The following is a 25,021-nucleotide window of genomic DNA, read 5'->3' as shown; positions in this document are numbered from 1 at the left end:
GTTCTTCCTTCGCGTAACGCCATGGTTTGTGGCTAGGCAAAAGAGTGCATCCTATCTTTTGCAAAGTCTGCCCCCCTCATCCCCCAACCCCTTCTCCCTCAGGGAGAAGGGGAGCCGGATTTCAAAGTCCCTCTCCCTCAGGGAGAGGGATTTAGGGTGAGGGTTATACAACTGGGATGCACCCAGGCAAAGAACCCTGGGATCTGGGCTACCCCCATGATGGCCATTCACCCCGACGTTCCCCCCATGACATCCGATACCCCGCTTCCCCCCCGCACTCGCCTAAGAGCCCCCAAGGCTGCCGCGATCGCTGGTATTTTGTTTTCGGTTTTGCTGATCATCAGTTTGGTCCTGATCTTGCTAGCGACCCCACCCACGCCCCTAGACGATGGGACCGGGCTGCTGAGCCAAGCACCCGCTGTGCTACTGGCGCTAAACCTGGTGCCCTTTGCCGGCATTGCCTTCCTGTGGTTTATGGGGGTGGTGCGCGACGTGCTGGGGGAGCGGGAAGACCAATTCTTTGCCACGGTGTTTTTGGGCAGCGGCCTGCTGTTTGTGGCCATGCTGTTTGTTAGTTCAGCGGTGACTGGCAGCCTGATTTTGCTCACCACCCGCCTCCCCGAATCCGATCTGCCCGCGGTCTATGACCTAGGCCGCATCATCGCCCGCGAAACCCTCAGCACCTATAGCATTCGCATGGCCGGGGTGTTTATGTTTTCTAGCTGCACCCTGTTTCTGCGCACGGGGGTGATTCCCCGCTGGACGGCCTGGTTGGGCTTTGGGTTTGCCGCCATCATGCTGTTTAGAATTGGCTACATCAACAGTCTGGGCTGGGTAATGCTGCTGTTCCCCCTGTGGGTGCTGCTGGTCAGCCTCCATATTCTGACGAAAAGCTACACCCGCCACTCCGAAAATCTACCCCAGGGCTAGAGCCAGCCCTTATCTCCATGACCGATTCCTCCTCCTCCAAAACTGCCACGCCTATGCCTCGTCTGGTCATGGCCATCCGCTGGACCCGCTTTATGAGTGTGCTGGCCGTCATATCATCTCTGCTTGGGGCGTTGCTGATGTTTTGGATTGGCACCGTCAACACTCTGGAGGCGGTGCTGCTGGTCGTCAATGCCGAGGAATCGGTGGTGGAAGGCAGCCGGATTTCTACCACCGAGCTCGCCACCCTGGAACTTTTAGAATGTCTGGATGATTTTCTAGTGGGGCTAGCTTTTTTATACTTCGCCTACGGTATTTATGCTCTCTTTATTCAGCTTGGCAAGTCCGATACTGACTCGGGTACTTGGTCAAAACTAGGGGGAATTAGCACCCTAAAAAAGACCTTGATGGAGGTGCTGATTGTGCTGTTGACGGTGGTGTTTGTCAAAGGGCTGCTGGAGCGACTGTCGTTTCGAGGGCTGGAATGGACGTATCTGGTGATTCCCCTGTCAATCTTGGCTCTGGCTGCCAGTATTCGCCTGCTGCAATTTGAAGGCGCTGAGACGGCGAAGCCAAAGGAGGCTGACGAATGACGGCAACGGTTGCCCCCAGCTCTTTTGAACAGCGGTTAGATAACGCCCCCCTGACCCGCACCATGGGGCTGATCTGGCTGCTGTCAGCGGGATTGATTGCCCTGGATGGCTTTGATTTCTTTGTGATCGGATTGGCCATTCCCTTCCTGAAACGAGATTTTGGTTTGGATGCTGCCACCATTGGGGCGGTGGCGACGGCGGCGGTGGTGGGCTCCCTGGTGGGATCGCTCACCCTGGGGCCAATCACTGACCGGGTGGGCCGCAAGCTTATGTTGATCGTCGATGTGGTGCTGTTTGTGGTGGCGACGACGGGTACAGCCCTGGCCTGGAATGCCGCCTCGCTGATTGCTTTTCGCTTTTTGGTGGGGGTGGCGATCGGGGCCGACTACCCGATCAGCGTCGCCTACATTACTGAGAACGTGCCCGCCCGCTACCGGGGGCGGTTGGTGATTGGGGCCTTTACCTTTCAAGCGGTGGGGGCGATGCTGGGGGCGTTGACCGGGGTGGTTGTGCTCTCCCTGTTTCAAGGGCTGTACCCTGACCCGGAACCGATGGCAGTGCAGTATGCCTGGCGCTGGATGCTGGGGGTGGGGGTGGCATTGGCGGTGGGGGTGGCGGCGGTGCGGCTCAGCGTACAGTTGGAAAGCCCCCGCTACCATATCAGCCGGGGGGAGTATGCCGAGGCTTCCGAGGCCGCTAGCCAGCTTTTGGGCGAAGCCATCGTCATTACCGCTGAACAGGAACCCCCCCCAGAGACAGAACCTGCTATCCTGCCCACGCTGTTCACCCCGCTCCATCGGCGCAGTACCCTGCTGGCCTCGCTACCCTGGTTTTTACAGGACATTGCCACCTACGGCATCGGCATTTTTACCCCGGCCATCATTGCCATGCTGGCCTTTTCGACGGAAACCGACTTTATGGTGCGGGAGATGGCCTCGGCCAAGGGAGCGGCGCTGGTGGATGGGTTTTTGATTTTGGGGTTTCTCTGCGCGGTGGTCCTGGTGGAACGCCTGGGGCGGATTCGCCTGCAAATCATCGGCTTTGGGGGGATGTCTGTGGGCCTGCTGCTACTGGCGGCCTCGGGGCTGATGGATCCGGGCAGCGGGGCAGAAGTTGGGCTGGTGCTGGCCGGGTTTTTGGTATTCAATCTGATGATGAACGCTGGCCCTAATGCCACCACCTTTTTGCTGTCGGGGGAGGTGTTTCCCACCCACCTGCGGGCCACGGGAGCCGGGTTTGCGGCGGCCTTCGCCAAGGCCGGAGCGGTGCTGGGGACGTTTGTGCTGCCTGTGTTAGCTAAGGCTTGGGGGATTCCGCCCCTACTGGTGGGCTTAGCTGCTGTCTGTGGGCTGGCGGCGGCACTCACCTACCGCTTCCGGATTGAAACCACGGGCCAGTCCTTAGAAGCGGTGCAGGACTGGGAGCGATCGCTATCCCTTACCCCCCCAGGAGGTTAGACGATGCCCTGGTTAGATGCCATTGAAACCTTCTCATTTACCCTGGCCAAAATTGGAGAAACTCTGCTAGAAGCCCTGGGAGTAATCTGTATTGTTGTGGGGCTGATTGTCACGGTTCGGCTGACGGTTAAAATCCTAAAGCATCGTCATCGAGTAATGCTCCCCTTTATTCAAATTCGACTGAAGTTTGGCCTGTGGTTGGCCCTAGCCCTGGAATTCCAGCTCGGTGCGGATATTCTAAGCACAGCGATCGCCCCCTCAAACGAAGCCCTAATTCGACTCTCGGTGATTGCGGTAATCCGGACCTTCTTAAACTACTTTTTGAACAAAGAAGTTGAGGCTCAAATGGAACTACGAGAACGGGCGATCGCCCATAACTACGCCCCCCTGTTTATGCTGGATAGTCCCATAGACTTCATGGAAATTCCCCAAGATATTCCTAAGCCTCCCAACCCTCGCCCATGATAAACCCTATGACTGATTTCAACCCCCAGGACGAACTGGCCCGTGAGCGCAACCATCTAGCCGCCGAGCGCTCTCTGCTGTCGTTCGCCCGCAGCAGCCTGACCCTGATCAGCATCGGAGTAGCGGTTGATCAAGTGATCAGTGCCATTGCCCCAGGTGATCGATTTATCGATCACTGGGCCTACGGCATTAGCCTGCTGCTGCTGGGGCTGGGCGTCGTCACTCTGGGGTTGGCCATCCACGACTACCAGGGGGAAATGCAGCGGCTGAAAGCCCCGGTATATCGCTATACTCCCCGTCTAGCTCTGGGGGGTTCTACCGGCCTGGCGGTGCTGGTCGTGGGCATGCTGGCCTTCTTCTGGTTGGGGTTTCAGCTATGGCTATGACGCTCAGCCTTAGTCAGCGAATCGCCCTCGGGGCACCCTCATCCTAAATCACAAATAATGTAGCCACCAGTCCAGCCATGCCAAGCATCACAATGCCGATCACGACTATTTGGTTTAATTTCCTCACGGACAGCATTAAATAATTGGGGTGCTCAATGCTTTTAATCGCCAACCGATGTTGAACTAATGCTATGCCCAACAATACTAGTCCTAACCCCACAAACCCCATGCCAATTAGCGTCGCCGTCTCCTTAGTAATGGCAGGATCCATAGCAGGAAATCGACGTCGCAAACTGCGAAAAATCTGGTCAAAGGCAATGCCGAAACCGATCAAGCTCAAGCAAATGCCCAGCCATGCATTAATCGTCCGCTCCGCCGCCGCCCGATTGCGCTCCTTCGCCAATTCGTTAGTGGTGTTAATGGGATCTTGAGGTGCCGAATCGGTCATCGCTCTCACGCTCCAAATTTAGCAAAAATCACATTCCTAGTTGCCCTGAGAATAGCCCACGTTCCCTTATTTAAAAATTCAAAATTCAAAAATAAATATTTCCCTCCACCCCCATTTCCCCGCCAGGGCGGACACACGGGTCCGCCCCTACGTCCCCATCCCCCCATCCCTCTCACACCCCGCCACCCCCATGACCCAACCCAACCCCGCCACCGAACTCGCCAAAGAGCGCAACCGCGCCGCCGAAGAGCGTACCCTGATGGCCTGGATTCGCACTTCCCTGGCGCTGATTGGCTTTGGCTTCGGGATTGAGCGGATTGTATCCGCTATCTACGCAGCCCTGGGTGACGCCGTCAACCCGCTGCGGCTGTCGCGCATTTTGGGCCTCTCCTTCGTGGCTTTGGGCACCTTTGCCATGCTATTCGCTGCCCTCGATCATCAGCGACAGCTCCAACGCATCCAGCGCAACGACTTGATCTACCAATCCCGCAACTCCCCTTCCCTGGTGGTGGCCTACGTGCTCACTGGCCTTGGGGCGATCGCCTTCCTCGGTGTCCTGATCAGTCCGCTAATCACCTAGTGAGGAGAGTGGATGGGGGGATGGGGGGATGGGGGGATGAGTGGATGAGTGGATGAGTGGATGAGTGGATGGGGGGATGCCACCCAGAGACAGCCCGAAACACCCCTCACTCTTCACCCTTCACCTATCACTCTTCACTCCTTCACCTCTTCACTCCTTTGCTTCTTCACTCCTTCACCTCTTCACTCCTTCACCTCTTCACCCCCTACCCATCCACCCATCCACCCCCTTGCCCATCCACCCATCCACCCCCTACCCATCCACCCATCCACCCCCTTGCCCACCCACCCATCCACCCCCTACCCATATGCCCACCCCCGATCCCCTACCCAACAACAACGAGCTGGCCCTCCAGCGCACAGACCTGGCCGAACAGCGCACGGCGATGGCGGAAACACGCACCGAGCTGGCCGAAAAACGCACCGGCTTCTCCCTCGAACGCACTGACCTGGCCGAATTGCGGACAGAACTGGCTAAGGAACGCACCCGCGCCGCCGAAGAACGCACTCTGATGGCCTGGATTCGCACCGCCCTATCGATGATTAGCTTTGGCTTTGGCATTGATCGCCTGTTCACTTACCTAGATAGCACCGAGACGACTCTAGGCATCAACCGCCTCACCGAGGAACGGGTGCTGGGGCTGAGCCTGATGACCCTGGGGTTGGTGACGCTGGTGATGGCGATTGTCAACCACTGGGCCACCCTCAAGAGCATTGAGTCCAGCGACTACAAGTACGGCCCCACCTGGTCTCAGGGCTTGGTGGTGGCCACGGTGCTGCTGTTTCTGGGCCTAGCGGCCTTCATTCCCCTAGTGGTGGGGGGCGTGCAAATGGCAGAGGTGTTCACCCTCAACAGCCGTGTCATCACGACCCTAGCGGCCCTGATCATTTTCATTTTGATGCTCAGTCTAGGAGCACAAACCTCCTTCAGCAGCCTTGCCACCCTATGGCAGCAGCCCAACCTGTTAGGGCGATCGCTGCTATCCACCCTGGTGCTGTTCCCGGTGGGGGCGGCGGTGATTGGCTATCTGGTGCTCAACGGTGGTCAGCAGGGCGTTGGCCGGGTGGCTTTGGGGTTGGCGGTGCTGGCCGCGGCACCGGGGGCACCGCTACTGTCTCGACGGGCAGCGATGGCGGGCAGCAATCCAGACATTGCCATTAGCTTACAGGTCACCCTGGCACTGCTAGCGATTGTCACCACGCCGCTGACGCTGCTGGTGTTGAATTTCATGTTTGCCCCCGTCGATGCCAGTACCGACTATCTCACCATTGCCAAACAGGTGCTCTTGGCCCAGTTTTTGCCCCTGGGGTTAGGTATCGCCATCCGCCAATTCAGCGGTGAACAAGCCGCTAACGTTGGCCAACTGTTGTCTATCATTGCCAGTACCCTGTTTGCGGTGCTGCTGGTGTTTGCCCTGGGTATTAGCATTGTGGTGCTGCCCACCATCGCCTGGCGCGGCCTGGTTGCGATCCCGCTGATTGTGCTCTTTGGCCTCGCCTGTGGCCACATCCTCGGCGGGCCAGAGATTTCGGTGCGATCGGCGATCGCCACCGGCACCATCGCCCGCAATGCCGGACTTGCCCTGTTCCTCCTTGCCGCCAATGGGGCCGGAAACGCTATTCCCACGGTGATCGCCTACGTGGTGATCGGGGCGGTGACAGCCTTCCCCTACAACGTTTGGGCTAAGCGACAACGGCAACCCGCAGAGAACCCAGCTTAGTCCGAGATCCCAGGGTTCTGAGACCGATAGGCTGTGAATTGCAGGATATCCCGTTTAGAACCCTAGGATCCTTGAGACCAATTTGTCCCCTTATCCATCCCCCCATACCCCTCCGTTACCATTCCCACCCGGGCGGACACACAGGTCCGCCCCTACGCATCCCCCCTACCCCCCTACCCCCCATCCACCCATCCCCCCATCCACCCATCTCCCCAACCCCCCATGCCTCTCCCCCACTCCCTCATCCTCCTCACCTTCCTCACCCTCCTCACCCTGCCTCTCCCCGTCCTGGCCGATGCCTCCCCCTGCCCCAACGACATGGTCTTCATCCCTGGCGGCACCTTCACCATGGGGGATGATACCTCGGATTTTGTGGAGGAAAGAATCGCGGAAGATGTCTCGGTCAGCAGTTTTTGCATCGAACCCCATGAGGTGACGAACGCCCAGTTTGCGGCCTTTGTAAACGAGACGGGCTATGTGACAGTGGCGGAACGACCCCTGTCTAAGGAGCAATTTCCCGAGTTGTCCGAGGAGGCGCGATCGCCGGGTTCCCTGGTATTTCAGCCCCCTGCCGAGGGGCTCCAACAGGTGGCCTACCTGAGCTGGTGGCACTGGACCTCGGGGGCCAACTGGCGACACCCCTATGGCCCCGATAGCGATTTGCAAGGCAAGGAGAATCATCCCGTGGTGCACATTGCCTATGAGGATGCCTTAGCCTACGCCGCCTGGGCCGATCGCCAGCTTCCCACCGAGGCCCAGTGGGAGTATGCTGCCCGGGGCGGGGCCGAGGGGTGGACCTATACCTGGGGCGAGCAGTACTCCGCCAAGCAGGCCAATACCTGGCAGGGGTTGTTTCCCTTTTTCAACACCAAGGCCGATGGTCACCTGGGCACCGCCCCCGTTATGTCCTACCCGGCCAATGGCTACGGCCTCTACGACATGGCGGGCAACGTCTGGGAACTGACCGCTAGCTGGTACACCGTGCTTCACGACGACCTGGCCCACCGCCACAATCCCACCGGCCCTGTTCAGGCCGCCAGCTACGACCCCAAAAAGCCCCAGGACGGGGCTATGCATGTGATCAAAGGGGGCTCTTACCTGTGCGCCAAGAACTATTGCAGCCGCTACCGGCCCGCCGCCCGAGAATCCCAAGCGGTGGATACGGGCACCACCCATGTGGGGTTTCGGTTAGTAACGCCGATCGCCCCTGGGTAGCCCCGCGCTGTCCCGCAAGACCGGGAACGGGCCGCTCGGTTGGCTGAACGGCTGCGATCTAGCCATCGTCGGAACAGTTAGGGCCTAACCGATGTGCTTGAAACGATGGCGATACGCCGTTGCGCCGTCCCAGTTTTCAGCTGTGACAGGGATCGATGTCCTAAGGGCAATGGCCATCGCTACAGTTAGACATGGATCCAGACTAGGAGAGCGCGTCAGCGTAGGTTGGCCTGGGAGCCATTGTAGAGGGGGGCGGTTGAGGGCGATCGCTCAACAACAGAATTCGCTCTGGCGCTAGGTGAATGTGCCACGGCAGGGGATGACGGTTCAGTCCATGCCATTTTTCTTTAAACACCTCTACCTGGAGATCGTAAGGGGCATAGGGGGTTACCCTGGCCGAGGCACTGTCGGCATCAGGGGGATGATGGAGCTTGAGAAACAGGGTCACCCGGTGGGGAGTCTCGCTGGTGGAGACGACCCAGGCCGGAAAGGTATTGGGGGCATGGGGAGTATCGACAAACTGCACCTGATGCGCCCGAAACCCCACCTGGCTGAGATTGGGGGGAATCGGCTCTGCCACCTGGAGCGTACAGCCCCAGTCCTCGGCTCTCAGGGTGTGGGCAGAGAGGGGGATTGCCCTGGAAAAGTTTTTGCAGCCGGTAATTTGAGCGGCGATCGCGCTTCCCGGTCGTTCAAATACCTGATGGCGGGTGCCGTGGGTCACCGCTTGCCCCGCCGCCATCACCATCACCTGGGGGCACACCCGAAACACCTCTTCCAGGTTGTGGGTGACAAACAGAGCAATGCCAGGATAGGTGGCCAGGGTTTTGATCAATTGCTGCTCCACCTGACTACGCAGGTAGGTATCCAAGGCCGAGAGCGGTTCATCCAGCAGCAGCACCTCTGGGTTGGGGGCCAGGGCCCGGGCCAGGGCCACCCGCTGCTGCTGGCCACCGGAAATTTGCTGGGGATAGCGATCGCCCAAACCCTGCAAATGCATCATACTCAGCCACCCACTCACCCGCTGTCGCCGTTCCAGACGAGGCAAATGCTGTAACCCAAAGCCAATATTCTCGGCAATGGTGAGGTGGGGAAACAGGGCATAGGTCTGAAACAACAGCCCTACTCGCCGCTGACAGCTGGGTAGATTAATGCCGCGATCGCGATCGAACAGCACCCGCCCATTCAGCACAATCCGCCCCCGATCCGGCGTTTCCACCCCGACAATACAGCGCAGGGTCATCGACTTACCCGACCCGGAAGCCCCCAAAATGCCCAGGGCCTCTGGCCCAGCGGTAAACTGCACATCCAGGGGAAAAGCGCCTAGGGATTTGTGGAGGGTGACGGAGAGGGAGGGGGGGGGAGTGGGGAGTGGGGGAGTGGGGAGTGGATGGGTGGGTCTGGGGGAATTTTGGATTGGCGATTTTGGATTTTGGAGAGAACCGTAGGGTGCATTAGGTAAGCCATGTTCCTCAGCCCACTGACCCACGGCAGAGGACTCTTCGGTTTTCGGTTTTCGGTTTTCGGTTTTGCCTAAATCCCGTCTCCGAGCCTGCCAGGCATTGGCGGCCAAAATTCCTGCCAGCGACACCACCATAATGATTAGTACCCAGGTCCAAGCCTGCCCCATTGCCCCGGCCTGCACCGCAAAGTAAATCGCCATCGGCATGGTTTGGGTGCGGCCCGGAATATTTCCCGCCACCATCAGCGTTGCCCCAAATTCCCCCAGGGCCCGGGCAAAGGAGAGGGTCATCCCCGCCACCAAACCCGGTACAGACAAGGGCAACAGAATCCGCCAAAAAATTCGCCCTTCCCTCGCCCCCAGGGTCCGGGCCACCTGCAGCAGGGTGATATCTACCTGTTCAAAGGCTCCTAGCGCCGTGCGATACATCAACGGAAAGGCCACCACCGTGGCACTGATCACCGCTCCATACCAGGTAAAGATCACCCTTACTCCCAGGGCTTGCAACAGCGGCGCCAGGGGGCCACTGCGGCCAAAGAGCATGAGTAATAGGAACCCGACTACGGTGGGGGGCAGCACCAGAGGAGCAACAAATACGCCTTCTAACACAGACTTTCCAGGCCCCCGGTAGCCCAGCATCCAGTAGGCGGCAGCAATGCCGACGAAGAAGGCAAAGATCGTGGCTAAGCCAGCCACCTTCAGGGAAATCCAGAGCGGTGTAAGGTCAGAGGGCATGGGCCTTAATCCAAGTCGGGTTTAATCCAAGACAGTGAAACCACGGTCGGTAAAAACCGTTCTGGCAGCACCCTTAGAGAGATAGTCCACAAAGGTGAGGGCGGCGGTGGCATGGGCCGTATCGTTGACAACAGCCAGGGGATAAATAATCGGATCGTGTAAATCTGCTGCCGCCGTGGCCGCCACCGTCACCTGGACAGAGGTGGCCGCATCGGTGGCAAACAGAATACCCGCATCCACATTGTTCGAAGCCACAGCGGCCAGGACCTCGCGCACTGTGTTGACAAAAATCAGCTTGGCCTGAATGTCATCTAAAATACCGAGATTGCTGAACACCTGTTCGGCATACTGACCGGCGGGCACACTACCAAAATCCCCCACGGAAATCTGCTGTACCTCAGCCTGGATAAGGTGATTAAAGTCTGTCAGCCCTAGGGCAGAAGCCCTGGGTACGATCAGCACCAGCTGGTTGCTGAGGAAGTCTTTTCGGGTATCGGGCAGCAGACGATCCGCCTGTTCCAAGGCATCCATTTGGGGAATTCCTGCCGACAGGAAAACATCGATCGGGGCGCCCTGCTCAATTTGCTGTTGCAGTTGGCCCGACGCCGCGAAGGTATACTCCAGCCTGATGTTGGGATGCTCAGCCTCAAACCCAGGCTGGATGTCCTCCATGGCCGCCTGCAAGCTGACTGCTGCTCCAACGAGTAGGGGGAGGGGGGGAGGGGTCCCATTACCCCCTGGGGTATTGGGCCGACAGGCCATGGCCAGGGTGATACTCAGCCCTACCCCTACGAACCACTGCAAAACCTGCCGTCTACACATCAAGCCTCCCACACCCTTTTGCCAATATCTTTAACATGCGTAAATTTTATCGGCGTCCCACCCAAAAGCTGTATCCAGTGGTACGAAGCGATGATTTGTCACAAACCGCTATGGGGCGATCGCGATCATGTCGGCACAGCTCCAGGAGCCCTGGTCAAGTCGGAATCTATGTGTTAAGATTTGCAACATAAGCTTGAACGATTAAAGCTCTTACACATTCGGAGATTGGCGATTATGGAAAGCAGTGAAAGCAAGTTTGGATTTGTTAATTTTGCCGAAACCTGGAATGGTCGTTTGGCTATGCTGGGTTTTGTGATTGGTGTTGCCACTGAACTTTTGACCGGTCAAGGCATTTTGTCTCAAATCGGCCTGATGTAAGTCTTTGAGTCCAGCTAAGGTTTTTGGGCCGGGATGTGCAGTCACTGTGCATCCCGGCTTTGTTTGTGCTTAGTTGTTGACCAAGCTGATGGAGGCAGGGGCAGTAGTCTAGGGCTATAGTGCCGCCGCTGCCAGCCAGCTCACCTACGGCGATATCATTTTGCTCAACAAAGCCGACCTTACCTCCGAGGTCAAGTTGACTTGGCTAGAGGCCTACATCCAAGGCTTTAAGGAGCAGGCGCGGGTGCTGCGCTGCTCGCTGAGCTAACAGGCCGACCAACTGCCCCTTTCTGCCCTGTTGGACGTGGGGCTGACTCTGGCCTTAACCCCAGCGTTGTTTAGGGCATTCTCTGGTTTGAAGGCGAAGACCTGCGCCACATCTTTCAGCTCAGTGGCAAGCGTTTTAACCTCAGCCCCGAACCCTGGACTGGCTCACCCCAAAACCAGCTGGTCTTCATCGGTCGCCAGCTTAACCCACTCCAGCTGCACCAGCAACTCAGCAACTGCCTCACCGGGAGTCGCTCCCGTTGCTTGTAAGGTGGGGTGCCATGTGTCGGGTGTCAGGTGTCAGGTGTCAGGTGTCAAGTGTCAAGTGGAAGCCTAACCCTCATTACCCACTCCCCCACTCCCCCACTCCCCCACTCCCCCATCTCCCCCACATTATTTCTTCGCCTGAATCACCTGCAGGCTACCCCCGGCATAGAGCTTGGGGTCCGGGCAGTCAAAGCCGATGGCTCGGAGTTCAGCCGCCACATCGGTTTGTAGCAACTCCCAGGCGGTATGGGTTTCAAATAGCCAGAGAAAGGTGGCTAAGCCCGGCCAGTAAATCGGGTTCTGGGGCTGGTGAAAGTCGATCATGGCAAAGATGCCGCCGGGGACAAGCACCCGCCACACCTCCTGAAAAATGTCTCGCCGCTGATCGGGTTCCATTTCATGCATGGCGGCGCTGGTGTGGACCAGGTCAAAGCTGGCGTCCTCTAGGGGCATGTCCTCGGCCCAGCCTTCGACGAATGTGGCGGTGGGCACATTGTGTTTGGCCCGCTGAATGGAGATGGGTGAGGCATCTAGCCCAGTGACTTGGGAAGAGTAGTCGGTCAGAAATCGGGTGGTTTGGCCACTGCCACAGCACAGATCCAGGATGCGAGTGTCAGGGGTGATGGTGAGATCGTTCAGGGCCAGGGTGCGAAACCGCTTTTCACCGCCTACAGTCAGGGCAGCGGTGCGGGCAATACTGTCATAAAGCCACTGGTAACGATAGCTGAGGGGGCGCAGAAAGGTTGCCATAGATCAAAAATACGGTGCTCTCTATTGTGGTGGCTTTTGGGGGATAGGGGAGTTTGGGGACGGGGTTCAGGTTTCGGGTTTGCGGTTTACGGTTCGCACCTGACACCTAGAACCTGACACCCTCCGTAAAGGTGGTCGCATGTCTGCCAGGGGGTACTAGTCATCATCGTCGCTGACGACAGCTGGCACTTTTGGGTAGGTGACCCCCATCTCTGCCAGGGCCGCCTTGGCCCGCCGCAGAATATCACTGCGAAAGGCGGGTTCATTACGAATATCCATGGGATAGGCGCGCAGCTTAAAGTGGCTGCCCCAGGGTTTTTCGGCCATCACTACGATGATCGGCAGCTTGAGTTGGGCAAAGCGACTACTATAGGCGGCTTGATAAAGGATATCGGTGATTATCTGGGGGTCGGCGGTATGATCCACATAAAAGTCAGTCACCACCTGGGCTTCTAGGCTGCCGCTGTTGGCGTTGACAATGGCCTCTGACCAAGTTTTGTTGTGGGGTATGGTGATCAGATCATCGTCAAAGGTATGGAGTTGAATACCTCGAAGCCCATAGCTGACGACTTCGCCGTAATGGTCGGCTATGGTGACGCGATCGCCCACCCGATAAGGTGCTTCAAACAGGGCCACCGCCCCAGCAATAATGGAACTGACATAATCTTTGAAGGCAAACCCCAGGGCAACGGCAATGGTACCCGTCAAGGCCAGCAGATTTTGCTCTGAGATATCTAAAAACAGGTTGCCGATATGGGCAATCAGCACCAGCAAAATTATTCCCTTCCAAAAAGGTATGGACTGTTTAATGATTAGCCGAAACCGTCGCGGTACCCGCTCTGACAGCCAGTTCGCCAGAGCTTGCACAGCAGTCATTAGCCCGTAGGCCAGAAACAGGCTGAGAATAGCGTTAATCACTGTCAGCACAGTGATATTGCCTATCAGTTCTGACGCTTCTTCGGCTTCTTCGATTTGGGCTAGGGTTAGCCCCCAAGGGATGGCTAGCATCAGTCTTCTCCTGTGAGAAAGTTATTATTGCTGAGCTGGGCGCACAGTTTAGGGTAGTGGGCCGGAGCAATGGATAAGCCCTGGTGATTGACCTGAATCACGCCAGCCTGGCGCAGCATTTGCACCCGCACTTGTACCACACTTTCCCCTTGACCAAGACTAAGGGCCAGGTGCGATCGCGACATCGGTCCATGCAACATCAGCGCGTGAATCACATAATTGTCCTCTGCCTCCAGGTCTGGTAGCCCCGGTAATGTTGGCGCCAATTGCTGCAGGGGCACCGGTACCGGCCAATGATCCTCTAGGGCCACAATGGTCTCGGGCCAGTCTATTTCTCGCAGGCGTAACGACTGCAACCACAACGCTTTTGCCACGGCTGCACTGCCCATAGATAAGTCTGCCAGGGTACCCCAAGACCAGTCTTCAAAGTCCCGCTCACCGTCCCCATCCTCATCCTTCGTCTCCGCCTGATTGTCTGTCTCAGTTTGCAAGCGTTGGGCAAATGGGATCAGCCAACTGGCCAGCTGAGCCTTATCTAGCTCAGGCAACCGAACCTGACAGTTAAAGTAAGCCCCCACCTGACACACACGGTTTAAAAATCCCCAGGCCCAGGTATTGCAGCGAATCAACCAAAAGTACTGGGGCTGTTGGCCCACCGTATCCCGTAACCATTCGACCCCCTGCCACCCACCGATACAACGTAAAAAGCACTGCTCTAGAGGAGGCATTACAATCATCACCCGCCGCTGAGCTAAGGTATCGGGGTCGTCAACTTCGGTGTCAATGTCTTTGGCCTCGGCTTGCACATCGGCCAACGCCTGCCGAAACTGCTCGGCAATGCTCTGTACATCCTCAGGGCGCTGGTGCCAGGAAAGGGGCTGGCGCACTTCTATCCCCTCTGGTATTGCCGATTGGATCACCCGTTCAAGCAAGGCATCGGTATCGTCCACAGGGCTACTGAAAAGGACTAAATTATTGCTCGCCTCTGGATCAGTTTGCCAATTATCGATGGCCTCACTGAGTTGCTTCTCAACTGTGGTGACATAAGGGTCGGGGACAGCCCAATCCGCTAAGCGACGGCGTAAGCTGACCCACCACAACGGCGGCAGTTGACATAACTGGGCTTTATCTTCAGTCTGCTCATTTTAAGCTTCGGTCACCCATGACCGAAACCAGTTGACTAGAGACCTAAACTGTAATCCTCCCATGCGGCCCAGGTTAAATGTTTGTCACCAGCAGAGTAACGCTATTTCTGTCGAAATGGGCCAGATGTCGGCAAAACTATAAGCAGTACTTCTAGCGCAAACGTTCCCTCAGCCTTGACTCCGGTTACGGTTGGTTGCGGGGTGGCACCGGTTGGCCCCGATAAAATTTTTGCTCTAGATGGCCCAACCATAGCCATAGGGCACCAGCGATCAAGGGTAGACCGGTTAACCCTCCAGCCAAAATTTGGGGGAACCCGTCCGCCAAAGCGATCGCAACTGGCACTAAGGACCATGACACCGCACAGGCCACCAGTAGCCCTTGACGGATCCGTTGAATTCGCGCTAGAGCGACTCGACAACTGCCACAGTGCTGCGTGTGAGAGTGATATCGATCTAACAGGTCCTCCTGGGACCACTGGGGGGCCAGGGACTGCCCTGGAAACGGATCGGCTTTGAAATCTCTGATCCAGTTGCGAAAGGCCAACACATAGCGATCGGCCTGGGTGGGCAAATAGCAGGCCTGGGCGTAGGCCTGACCGGCTTTTTCCAGTTCCCGTTCTTGAATATGCAGAAAAATTTGGTCGTCTTCTAGCACCTTGTTGTTGCCGATGTGGCTCCACCAGCGGGGGGTTAACCCAATCAACAGGCCCGGCAGCTTCGATGAAAACTTAAACGGAAAGCGGGCAAACAGGCGACATTCCCCTTTGCGGATGGGGGTGGCGTAGACCACGGTCAGGGTGCGGCCAAACTGCTTAGACGTCAGGTCGTGGTACATCAACCCTGGGGCGATGAAGGTGGTGCGCTGGGTGCCCAGCTTGCCCTTGCGGGGACCTTCCGGCCAGATACCCCGAAAGCCTTGTTTGCCAGACTCCAGCACCTCCATTTCCATGGGGGCTGCATTGTCTCGCTTGCCGACGGTTTCATGGTGGGTGTAGGGAATGTGGCTGGCATCCAGCACGTTTTCTAGTAGGGTAAGGGCGTCGTAGGGTAAGTCACGAAAGGTATTGAGCATCACCCAACCGTCGGGTTCATCCTCTACCGGGTCAATGATCGGGATCTCTACCTGGGGAGCATTTTTAGCGGTGCCAGGATAGACAAATAAAAGCCCCTGGGCCACGGCGGCGGGCAGAGATTTAGCACAGGCCCTTGAGGACAGGTGCGTCTGGGTTTCCACAGGCTGTTGCGGAATATGCTCGCAAGTGCCTTCCCCCGAGAAGGCCCAGCCATGGTACGGGCATTCCAGTAAACCAGCTTCATTCACTCGCCCTTCTGACAGCGGTGCCAGGCGATGGGGGCATTTGTCTTCAAATACCCGCCAGGCGTTACCCTGAGGATCCCACCAAATCACCAGGTCCCGTTCCAGCAGGGTGAAGCGGGTAGGACGAGCCTGCTCCAGGTCTTCCACATAGGCAACGGGATACCAAGCTTCGGCCACATCAAAGCGCTCGGGGTCAGGCCCACCGGTAGGTAGGGGATTACGCTCCTGGGCTGAGGCAGTCATGGCTTGGGTAACCGTCATAGTGATCCCTGTAGAATTGGCGACACTTTTACATTGTGTTACAAATTATTGCAAACTGCCGTAATAATGTCCCTGGCAAAGGTGTATTCCTCTGACTCACAGTAGCGTTCAACCTCTGCAGGTCTGCAGATGCTTCGGAGGTTCTTGCCTAAAATATCATTGGCAGTCAAGTCATAGGCTTTACCTCCTGTTCGCTTCATGCCATTTCCTTACCCTTACTGAGTAAACTTTGAACCGTATGGTTTGAGGCTAACTACAGCTATTGCAGTAGGCCTCCGAAAAATTCAAGGCATTCTATGACTAGGAAAACCCTATTTTCTCTACTGCTACTCAGCCTGATGATCGCGGCCTGTGGGGGCAATCAATCGGCGGAGACGGCTTCTCCTGAAGCCATCTCCGAGGATTTTCCCACCGATTCCCCCGAACAGACCTCCACGGCAGCAGTGCCCACCGCACCTGGTAAAAATAGCTCCAGCCAAGCCCAGTCAGGCCGCCTGGGCATCGTCGCTGCCGATGGCTTAAATGTGCGCCAATCTGCTGACACCACCTCTGCCGTCCTTTACGAAGCTCCCAGAGGGACTGAGCTGCAAATTCTCGGGGAAACCACCAGGGGAGATAGCCTCTGGTATCAGGTCAAAGCCACCTCGAATCAATTTCCCCAGGATACCGGCTGGGCTTTCAGCCAATACATCAACGTCAGCGGCGAGAGCAACCTGTCTACCGATACTCCCCTGGCAGCAGCCCCCAGCGACGAGCAAGCCTATAGGGATGGCTACGAGCTGGGATACAAAGATGGAGAAAACTTCCAGCAATACGGCTCCGGCTATAACCCCGATGCGGCCTACGGGGGAGGGCCACAAAATCCGAACCCCGGCTACAACGAGATCTACCGTCAAGGCTTTGAAGCCGGATTTGAGGCTGGCTACAACGGCAATGCCTACGACGCGACACCGCCTGGTTGAGCCGCAGGTGGGTTAAGCAAGTCTCCGGAATGGTGCGTTGCCTGCTGTAGCGTCGGTTCGGTATAGGGCTCGATAACAAACATCGGAGTTCAATCCCCTCCTCGGAGGGTGCCCGGAGGGCGGGGCGGGTCAAGTCTACAACCGCAGATATCCCACTCACCACCGATAAAAAGCTAAATGCCTTGATCATCCCACCCCTACTTCTCCCAAGAGGGGATAGCTGCAGCAAAATCCCAACTCTCGGAGATCTCTCAGATGGTGCATTGCTTCGCGTTGGCGGAGCCTCGCCCCATCCACCTACCTCACCTACCCCCCTACCTCACCCACCCACTACCTCACCCCATCACCCATCCACCCATCCACCCAAAATGCTCCCCAACCTCCGAAGATTCCTCGCCATCTATCGCGGCTACGAGCATCACTTCTTCATTTCCCAGATCTTGCTGGGGGTGGCTGCGCTATTCACCCTGTTCATCCCGATGCTGTCGCAGTATCTGGTGGATCAGGGGCTGATTGCGGGCGATCGCACCGCTGTCTTTCGCACGGTGTTGTGGATGGTGGTGTTCGCCGTCGTCAGTGCCGTCTTTACCATGGCCAATGCCTGGTATGCCGTGGGCTTTTCAGAACATACGGCCCATGTGGTGCGGCTCTATCTATATAAAAAGATTCAGACCTTTTCCTTCGGCAATTTCGATCGCTTTCCCACCAGCAACCTGCTGGGGATGATGATCAGCGACGTGAATGCCGTTAAAGAGGCGGTATTGCAGGTGGTGACCTCCCTGGTGCAGACTCCGGTGATGGTGCTGGGGGCGATCGTCCTGGTCTACCGCAGCACCCCCAGCCTGGTGTGGATTTTGTGGATTACCCTGGTGCTGATGCTGATTGCCCTGGGGGTGTTCATCAACCAAATGAGCCACCTGTTTGAGATTCAGCAGGGCAAATGGGAACCGTGGCCATCTTTTTGCAGTACACCCGTCAGCTGGCCCTGCCCATTACCAGTATTTCCAACTCCCTGGATCAACTCCTGGCGGCCCTATCCTCCGCCGAACGAGTGTTTAAGGTGATGGACGAGCAACCCGCCATTCAAGATAGCTCTACCGCCTTTGCCCTGCCGCCCATTCAGGGCCATTTGATGTTTAAGGATGTGAACTTCGCCTACGTGCCTAACCGTCCCGTCCTCAAACACAACAGCTTTGAGGCCCTACCGGGTCAAAAAATTGGCCTCTGCGGCCCCACCGGAGCGGGCAAAAGCACCCTGATCAACCTGATTACCCGCTACTACGATATCGACAGTGGCGATATTTTGATTGATGGCTACAGCCTTTACGATGTACGAAAAGACAGCCTGCGCCAGCAAATCGGCATTGTGCTGCAAGAGCCGTTCCTGTTCTCCGACACGGTGATGAACAACCTGCGCTACGCCCGCCTGGATGCCACCGAAAAAGTCTGCATCGAAGCGGCAAAACAGGCCAACACCCACGAGTTCATTGAGCGCCTGCCCAACGGCTACGATACCCTGCTGGCGAAACGGGGCAGCAACCTCAGCCAGGGCCAGGGCCAGCTCCTCACCATCGCCCGGATGATGGTGCAAAACCCCCGCCTGGTGATTCTCGATGAAGCCACCAGCAACGTCGACACCCGCACCGAGCAGCACATTCAGGAGGCCCTCACCCGCCTGATGGCAGGCCGCACCAGCTTTGTCATCGCCCACCGCCTCAGCACCATCCGCGACTCCGACCAGAATCTGGTGCTAAAATCCGGCGAAATCGTCGAGCGCGGTACCCACGATAGCCTGATGCAGCAGCAAGGGCTGTACCACGAGCTGTATATGAGCCAGTTCAAGGGTAAGTTAGCAGTAGTGACAGGGAATGTTCTGCCATGAAAATCCTATTAATCGACGACGATCCATTGGTAGGAGAAGCCATCACTATGACGATGAAAGCCCATCGTCACGTGGTCGATTATGCCGAAAATGGTCAGACCGGGCTCGATATGGTGGAACTGGAGAGCCATGACCTGATTTTGCTAGATGTAGAACTGCCCCGGATGGATGGCATGGAGGTGTGTCAGAGGTTGCGATCTCAGGGCTGCACCGTCCCTATCCTGATGCTCACGGCCCATGACACCAGCGCAGAAATCGTGCGCGGTCTGGATGCCGGGGCCGATGACTACCTTGCCAAACCCTGGGATGAAGACCAGCTACTCGCCCGCATCCGAGCTCTGACTCGGCGGGGAAGAGGGGGGGGGACGCCCTCGCCAGTCTTGACCTGGGGAAAACTGTGCCTCGACCCCCGATCCGCGAAAGTTTCCTATGGCGACCAAACACTTTCCCTGTCACCCAAGGAATATGCCCTGCTAGAGCTGTTTCTGCGTAATCCCCAGCGGTTCTTTAGTCGCGATGCCATCATCGACCGCCTGTGGACCATTGACACCCCGCCCTCAGATAAAGCGGTAACCAACCTGGTCAAAGACCTGCGGCAGCGGCTCAAGGTCGGGGGCATGACCGAAGACTGGTTGGAAACCATTCATGGCATGGGCTATCGGCTAAAGCCCGATCCCGAGCCCGAGCCTGAACCCGCCCTTACCCAGGATCCGCAAAAACGGGAACAGTGGCTCCGGGGTAAGGCACAACTCGCCGCCCGCTTTCAATCCTCCCTGCAGCAGCGGCTGACGGACCTAGATCAGGCCATCCAGGCAGTTCACGCTAACCCTGATCATCCCGATCCCTGCCACCAGGCCAAAACCCAGGCCCACCGTCTGTTGGGAGCCCTGGGCACCTTCGGCTACAAGCAGGAAGCCACCCTGGCCCGCGAGATGGAACACCTCCTGGCCCAGAACGCGCCCCTCACCTCCCAAACCCTCACCCAACTCTACCACTACCTCACCACCCTCCACCAAACCCTCACCCCCGCCCCACCCACCTCACCCACCCCACCCTCCATCCTCCTCCTCGACCCCGATCCCACCATCCTCCAGGAACTCCAGGCCACCCAATCCGCCCACTCCCTGGAACTGCACCCCGTCCCCAGCTGGAACGCCCTGCCCGAGAAGACCGCCTTCACTCCGCCCCAGTACATTCTGCTCAACCTCGACCTGATCAGAGATCCCGAGGGATTGGAGCACTGGCAGACCCTGCGGCAGCAGTACCCCGACGCCCAGGTGCTGGTGCTTGCAGAGCGGGATGATCTGGCGGATCGAGTCCTGGCCAGTCGGGTGGGGTGTGATCGCTACATAGTTAAATCCGTCGAGCTGCCCGAACTCTCTCGAATCCTGACTCAATGTTTCGCTTCAGACCCTCCGCTCTGTAACCGGGTGATGGCGGTAGATGACGACGAAATGGCCCTGGAAAGACTGATCCACCTGCTGGAACCCTGGGGGCTCCAGGTCACTCCCGTATCTGACCCCCAGCAATTCTGGGATAGCCTCACCCGCATTAATCCCGATCTGCTGCTGTTAGATATTGAAATGCCCGGTTTCAGCGGCATTGACCTGTGCCAGGTGGTACGGCAGGATTGTCATTACAGCGACCTACCCATTCTGGTGATTACCGCCCATACCGATCCGCAGATTATGCAGCAAGTATTTGCCGCTGGCGCCGACGACCTGATCCAAAAGCCCATCCTGGGGCCAGAGTTAGTGACCCGCACCCTTAGTCGGGTAGAGCGGGTGCGCCTGCGCCGCCAGCTTGACCAGGTACAGCGGCAGCAGACCCAGCAGTGGCAACAGCAGGCCAGCATTGATGCCCTCACCCAGGTGGCCAACCGCTACACCTTTGAGGCCTTTTTGCAGCAGGCCTGGCAACGGGCAGAACACATTCAGGAGTACATTTCGGTAATTTTCTGTGACATCGACCGTTTTAAGCCTTATAACGACCACTACGGCCATTCAACTGGAGACCAGTGTCTGCGGCATATTGCCCGGCTGCTGTCTGACTGTATTCGCCCCCAGGCCGACCAGGTTGCCCGCTACGGTGGGGAAGAGTTTGTCATCACTATGCCTGGCACAGACCTGACCGGGGCGCTTAAGGTAGCCGAGCGCATTCACCAGGCCATCACCCACCTGCAGCTGCCCCATGAGGGGTCTGCCCATGGCTATGTTACCCTCAGCATGGGCATTTCCGGCACCCTGCCGAGTCCGCAAAAATCTTTTGCAACCCTGCTGGATATTGCCGATCAGGAGCTTTATGCCGCCAAGGCCAAAGACGGCAATACCTACTGCCTCAGACCCTACCACTAAGGGAGACATGCGCAATGAACGTACCACCCATCCACCCATCCACCCACCTATTCACCGCCGCCGATATGGGTCAATGCTGCAGCCCAGGGGCATTCTGAACCCAGCCCCATGACCCGAAATTGAAGTCGCCAACATCACTGCTTCTATGGCCCCTGCCCTACCCAAGTTCCTGAGCCCATACCTGACTCAAATTCCCCTGCGCTGGGTGCTGGTCGTTCCCTTCGTGCTGCAAACCCTGGGGGCGGTGGGTCTGGTGGGTTATTTGTCTTACCGTAGTGGTCAGCAGTCGGTGGCCAACCTGGTGGATCAGCTGATGAACCAGACCAGTAGCCGCATCAGCAACCGCCTGGATGCCTACCTGAGAGCCCCCCAGGATGTGGTGCGTCTAAACCAGCTGGAAATGGAACAGGGCCTTCTGGATCCTGACGATATTTCCCAAATCGAAAAACTGAGTTTTAATCAGCTCCAGTCCTTCGAGGATTTAATTTCCATCGGTTGGGGCAGTGCCCAGGGAGGCACGACCGGCGTTGGCCGGGATAATACCGGCGCGCTGGCCGCTCCCGGGGCCTTAATCCTGGCCGATGAAACCACCCCAGGGGTACGTCGGTTTTACGAAATTGATTCCCAGGGCAATCGCCTGCGGTTACTGAACGAAACCCCCGGCTACGATCCTCGCCAACGGCCCTGGTATCAGTTAGCGGTTGAAGCCGAAGGCCCTACCTGGACGCCGCTTTATCCGTTTAGTGGCCTGCCCATTGCCACCATGAATTTTTCCGCTCCGGTCTACCGGGATGGGGAACAGCAGGGGGTATTTACCTCGGCTATTTTGCTGGCAGAAATCAACCTCTTTTTGCGTGAACTCGACTTTTCCCCCTCGGGGGAAGCCTTCATTATTGACCGCTCCGGCCATTTAATTGCTACTTCCACCGACGAAAAGCCCTTCGTGATTCAGGAAGATAGTCAGGTGGCCAACCAAATTCAGGCTATCCATAGCGCCAATGCGTTAACCCGTTACATCGGCCGAGACCTGCTGACCCTATGGGATAGCCTCCAACTCATTCAAATGCCCTACGATTTTCAGCTCAAGACCGGCGGCGACAAAAATTTTGTCCAGGTGGTGCCCTACCAGGATGAGTTTGGCCTCGACTGGCTGGTGGTGGTAGCGGTGCCAGAAATCGATTTCATGGCGGAAATTTACGCCAACAATACCCGCACCGTCCTGCTTTCCCTGCTCACCTTCATCATCACATCGCTGCTCGGAGCCTGGACGGCCCGTCGCATTACAGATCCCATTTCGCGCCTGAACCAGGCCAGCCTGGCCCTGGCGGATGGAAAGTGGCAGCAGCCCCTGCCCGAAACGGTTCCCATTGCCGAACTGCAAACCCTGACCACCTCCTTTAACCAGACCGCTAAGCAGCTCCACCGTTCCCTGGAGCGATCCAAAATTGCCCTGTATGAGTCAGAAGATAAATTCGCCAAGGTGTTTCAGGTCAGCCCCGACGTGATCAGCATCACCAGTTTTGAAACCGGGTCTTACATCGAAATCAACGACGAGTTTTTGGCCCTGACCGGCTACACCCGGGCAGAGGTAATCGGCCAAACCCCTCTGGAACTGGGGCTGTTACCCCAGCCTGAGCAGGTTGCCGAAATTGTGGAAGTACTTAAGTCCCGTCGCCGCCTTCAAGACTACGAACTTGTTCTCAAAACAAAATCCGATGAGCTTAAAGTCGGGATGCTGTCCGTAGAACTGATTGAAATTGAAGGCCAAACCTTTGCCCTGGGGGTCTTCAACGACTGCACCGACCGCCAGCAGGCGGAAGCAGCTCTGCGGGAAAGTGAGGCCATCAACCGGGCTCTGATACAGGCCCTTCCCGACTTCCTACTGCGATTGCGACGAGACGGTACCTATTTGTCTGTCTACATTACCGACAAGGTGAAGGTGCACAAGCCCGAACTACTCAAACCGGGCGTTAATCAACGGGATGTTTTACCTCTGCATCTGGTCGAGCAGCGGCTCTGGTATATCGACAAGGCACTCACGACGGGGCAAGAACAGACCTACGAGTACCAGATTACAGTGAATGGCGTTCTCCAATACGAAGAAGCACGGGTCATTCCGTTTGAAGCGGACGAAGTATTAATCATTATTCGGGACATTAGCGATCGCAAAGCCATGGAAGAAGCCCTGCGCCAGAGCGAAGAACGCTTCCGTCTGGCCTTTGAAGACGCCGCCATCGGTATGGCCCTGGTGTCCCTGGATGGCAATTTTATCGAAGTGAACCGGGCCCTTTGCGATATCACCGGCTATTGTGAAGCTGAACTGCTGCAGTCAAACTTTCAACAAATCACCCACCCCGAAGGCCACAACTCCGACTGGGAAAAGACCAATCAGCTGCTCTCTAAACAGAGCCATTCCATCCAGATGGAAGAGCGCTACATCCACAAACAGGGCCATGTGATTTGGGCCATTCTCAACGCTTCTTTGATTTGCGATCGCAACAGCGTTCCCCTCTATTTTGTCTCCCAAATTCAGGACATCAGCGATCGCCATTCTGCCGACCGCATTAAGGACGAATTTATCTCCGTGGTCAGCCACGAACTGCGCACCCCCCTGACCGGCATTCGCGGCTCCTTGGGGTTGCTTCTCACCGGCAAGTTCGACCAACAGCCCAACAAATTTCACCACATCCTGCAACTGGCCCTGAAAAACAGCGACCGGCTGATTCAGTTGATTAACGACATCCTCGACCTGGAACGCCTGGAATCCGGCACCATCGAACTGGTAAAAGAAACCTGCTCCGTCCCCGAAATGCTGCACCAGGCAGTAGAATCCGTGCAAACCCTGGCCAGTGAACAGGGCATTACCATCGAAACCCACGCACCTGAAATCACCGTCGAAGCCAACTTTGGAGCCATTGTCCAAACCCTAACCAACCTGCTCAGCAACGCCATTAAGTTTTCTCCATCTGGCAGCGTTGTTAGCCTGACAGCGAAAGAGCAAGGCGGTGAAGTGGAAAGCGATAGGGTGTCAGGTGCTGGGTACCAGGTATCAGGTGCTGGGGATCAGGAGAACCCCGAAACCTGGGACCCGAAACCCATCCACCCATCCACCCCCTCCATCCTCTTCTCCGTCGCCGACCCAGGCCGGGGCATTCCCCCCGACAAGCTGGCAGCCATCTTCGAACGGTTCCAGCAGGTCGATGCTTCCGACACCCGCAAGAAAGGCGGTACCGGACTGGGCCTGACCATTTGTAAAACTATCGTGCAGCAACATGGCGGAGAAATCTGGGTGGAAAGCACCCCCGGCCAGGGCAGCACGTTTTACTTTACGCTACCTGGAACAACACTCCGGACAGTTTTTGAGCGGCAACGGTAGAATGCGTGTTTCAGCCCTCTTCCATGGAGTCTAGCCAACGAGACATCAAGGGTTTCAGCGTTTGTCAGAAAAAGTGTCCGGACTATTGGAAGAGAAGAGAGTGAGAGAGAAAGTTTCAGCATACGGATAACTCCCTTTCTCTCTTCCTCCCTTCCTCACTCACTCAGGAGCACTCCACAAGGCGGGACGTTAAGGGGTTAATTGTCGTGTATCAATAGATACTTGTAAAGAAAAGCTCTGCGG

General features: G+C 57.0%; 21 protein-coding genes and 1 pseudogene. 15 read left to right on the top strand and 7 right to left on the bottom strand.

Annotation, left to right across the window (positions count from 1 at the left end; all coding sequences use genetic code 11):
* Positions 1-246: 246 nt before the first annotated feature.
* From E1H13_RS20060 to E1H13_RS20040, 5 genes are read left to right on the top strand one after another with little or no spacing between them, the layout of a single operon-like run.
* Positions 247-930: a hypothetical protein gene (locus tag E1H13_RS20060; protein WP_169615968.1), complete on the top strand. Its 684-nt coding sequence runs from the start codon at positions 247-249 to the stop codon at positions 928-930.
* A gap of 53 nt (positions 931-983) precedes the next feature.
* On the top strand, positions 984-1,520 hold the full coding sequence (locus tag E1H13_RS20055; RefSeq protein ID WP_169615966.1) for a YqhA family protein: 537 nt from the start codon (positions 984-986) through the stop codon (positions 1,518-1,520).
* Entirely contained in the window at positions 1,517-2,977 is a 1,461-nt protein-coding gene (locus tag E1H13_RS20050) for an MFS transporter (protein WP_169615964.1), read from the top strand. The genes E1H13_RS20055 and E1H13_RS20050 overlap by 4 nt, the downstream gene beginning before the upstream one ends.
* Before the next feature lie 3 nt (positions 2,978-2,980).
* Complete coding sequence (locus E1H13_RS20045; protein ID WP_169615962.1) at positions 2,981-3,442, top strand: DUF1622 domain-containing protein; 462 nt, start codon at positions 2,981-2,983, stop codon at positions 3,440-3,442.
* Positions 3,443-3,450: 8 nt separating this feature from the next.
* Positions 3,451-3,828, top strand: coding sequence for a DUF202 domain-containing protein (locus tag E1H13_RS20040; RefSeq protein ID WP_169615960.1), 378 nt, complete (start codon positions 3,451-3,453; stop codon positions 3,826-3,828).
* 43 nt (positions 3,829-3,871) lie between these two features.
* On the opposite strand, the gene E1H13_RS20035 is transcribed toward E1H13_RS20040, so the two are convergent.
* A complete protein-coding gene (locus E1H13_RS20035; RefSeq protein ID WP_169615958.1) occupies positions 3,872-4,276 on the bottom strand; it encodes a DUF202 domain-containing protein in 405 nt (134 codons plus the stop codon).
* Positions 4,277-4,466: 190 nt separating this feature from the next.
* On the opposite strand from E1H13_RS20035, the gene E1H13_RS20030 reads away from it, so the two are divergent.
* The 3 genes from E1H13_RS20030 (at position 4,467) to E1H13_RS20020 (ending at position 7,791) form a co-directional block, all read left to right on the top strand.
* A complete protein-coding gene (locus tag E1H13_RS20030) occupies positions 4,467-4,856 on the top strand; it encodes a DUF202 domain-containing protein (RefSeq protein ID WP_169615957.1) in 390 nt (129 codons plus the stop codon).
* 307 nt (positions 4,857-5,163) lie between these two features.
* Positions 5,164-6,576: a DUF202 domain-containing protein gene (locus tag E1H13_RS20025; RefSeq protein WP_169615955.1), complete on the top strand. Its 1,413-nt coding sequence runs from the start codon at positions 5,164-5,166 to the stop codon at positions 6,574-6,576.
* A gap of 222 nt (positions 6,577-6,798) precedes the next feature.
* Complete coding sequence (locus E1H13_RS20020) at positions 6,799-7,791, top strand: formylglycine-generating enzyme family protein (RefSeq protein WP_169615953.1); 993 nt, start codon at positions 6,799-6,801, stop codon at positions 7,789-7,791.
* A gap of 202 nt (positions 7,792-7,993) precedes the next feature.
* On the opposite strand, the gene modB is transcribed toward E1H13_RS20020, so the two are convergent.
* Both modB and modA read right to left on the bottom strand, forming a co-directional pair.
* Entirely contained in the window at positions 7,994-9,988 is a 1,995-nt protein-coding gene (gene modB, locus E1H13_RS20015; RefSeq protein WP_169615951.1) for a molybdate ABC transporter permease subunit, read from the bottom strand.
* Between the two features lie 21 nt (positions 9,989-10,009).
* Positions 10,010-10,810: a molybdate ABC transporter substrate-binding protein gene (gene modA, locus E1H13_RS20010; protein ID WP_169615950.1), complete on the bottom strand. Its 801-nt coding sequence runs from the start codon at positions 10,808-10,810 to the stop codon at positions 10,010-10,012.
* A 234-nt stretch (positions 10,811-11,044) separates the two neighbouring features.
* Here modA and E1H13_RS20005 point away from each other — a divergent pair, with 234 nt between their 5' ends.
* Both E1H13_RS20005 and E1H13_RS20000 read left to right on the top strand, forming a co-directional pair.
* A complete protein-coding gene (locus E1H13_RS20005) occupies positions 11,045-11,188 on the top strand; it encodes a chlorophyll a/b-binding protein (RefSeq protein ID WP_169615948.1) in 144 nt (47 codons plus the stop codon).
* Positions 11,189-11,324: 136 nt separating this feature from the next.
* Positions 11,325-11,456: pseudogene (locus tag E1H13_RS20000) on the top strand (GTP-binding protein); the annotation flags it as partial.
* Positions 11,457-11,848: 392 nt separating this feature from the next.
* Here E1H13_RS20000 and E1H13_RS19990 read toward each other — a convergent pair.
* The 4 genes from E1H13_RS19990 to E1H13_RS19975 form a co-directional block, all read right to left on the bottom strand.
* Positions 11,849-12,472 carry a class I SAM-dependent methyltransferase gene (locus tag E1H13_RS19990; protein WP_169615943.1) on the bottom strand — a complete coding sequence of 208 codons (624 nt, stop codon included), beginning with the start codon at positions 12,470-12,472 and terminating at the stop codon, positions 11,849-11,851.
* A 156-nt stretch (positions 12,473-12,628) separates the two neighbouring features.
* Positions 12,629-13,480, bottom strand: a complete 852-nt coding sequence (locus E1H13_RS19985) for a mechanosensitive ion channel family protein (RefSeq protein WP_169615941.1) — start codon at positions 13,478-13,480, stop codon at positions 12,629-12,631.
* Positions 13,480-14,580: a hypothetical protein gene (locus tag E1H13_RS19980; RefSeq protein WP_169615939.1), complete on the bottom strand. Its 1,101-nt coding sequence runs from the start codon at positions 14,578-14,580 to the stop codon at positions 13,480-13,482. Before E1H13_RS19980 ends, E1H13_RS19985 begins: the two co-directional genes overlap by 1 nt.
* A gap of 229 nt (positions 14,581-14,809) precedes the next feature.
* The gene (locus tag E1H13_RS19975; protein WP_169615937.1) at positions 14,810-16,204 is read right to left on the bottom strand and encodes a Rieske 2Fe-2S domain-containing protein; all 1,395 of its coding nucleotides are present in this window, start codon (positions 16,202-16,204) and stop codon (positions 14,810-14,812) included.
* Positions 16,205-16,500: 296 nt separating this feature from the next.
* Between E1H13_RS19975 and E1H13_RS19970 the strand changes: the two genes are divergently transcribed.
* The 5 genes from E1H13_RS19970 to E1H13_RS19955 all read left to right on the top strand — a co-directional run bounded on the left by E1H13_RS19970 (position 16,501) and on the right by E1H13_RS19955 (position 24,778).
* Positions 16,501-17,166 carry an SH3 domain-containing protein gene (locus E1H13_RS19970; protein ID WP_169615935.1) on the top strand — a complete coding sequence of 222 codons (666 nt, stop codon included), beginning with the start codon at positions 16,501-16,503 and terminating at the stop codon, positions 17,164-17,166.
* A 368-nt stretch (positions 17,167-17,534) separates the two neighbouring features.
* The gene (locus tag E1H13_RS27415) at positions 17,535-18,230 is read left to right on the top strand and encodes an ABC transporter transmembrane domain-containing protein (protein WP_240966747.1); all 696 of its coding nucleotides are present in this window, start codon (positions 17,535-17,537) and stop codon (positions 18,228-18,230) included.
* A complete protein-coding gene (locus tag E1H13_RS19965; RefSeq protein WP_347404195.1) occupies positions 18,116-19,048 on the top strand; it encodes an ABC transporter ATP-binding protein in 933 nt (310 codons plus the stop codon). The genes E1H13_RS27415 and E1H13_RS19965 overlap by 115 nt, the downstream gene beginning before the upstream one ends.
* The gene (locus E1H13_RS19960; RefSeq protein WP_169615931.1) at positions 19,045-21,402 is read left to right on the top strand and encodes a response regulator; all 2,358 of its coding nucleotides are present in this window, start codon (positions 19,045-19,047) and stop codon (positions 21,400-21,402) included. Before E1H13_RS19965 ends, E1H13_RS19960 begins: the two co-directional genes overlap by 4 nt.
* Before the next feature lie 145 nt (positions 21,403-21,547).
* Entirely contained in the window at positions 21,548-24,778 is a 3,231-nt protein-coding gene (locus E1H13_RS19955) for a PAS domain S-box protein (protein WP_169615929.1), read from the top strand.
* Positions 24,779-25,021 lie beyond the last annotated feature (243 nt).

This window comes from Nodosilinea sp. P-1105 (assembly GCF_012911975.1).
GTDB lineage: Bacteria > Cyanobacteriota > Cyanobacteriia > Phormidesmidales > Phormidesmidaceae > Nodosilinea.
This window is presented reverse-complemented; position numbering and strand designations above follow the sequence as displayed.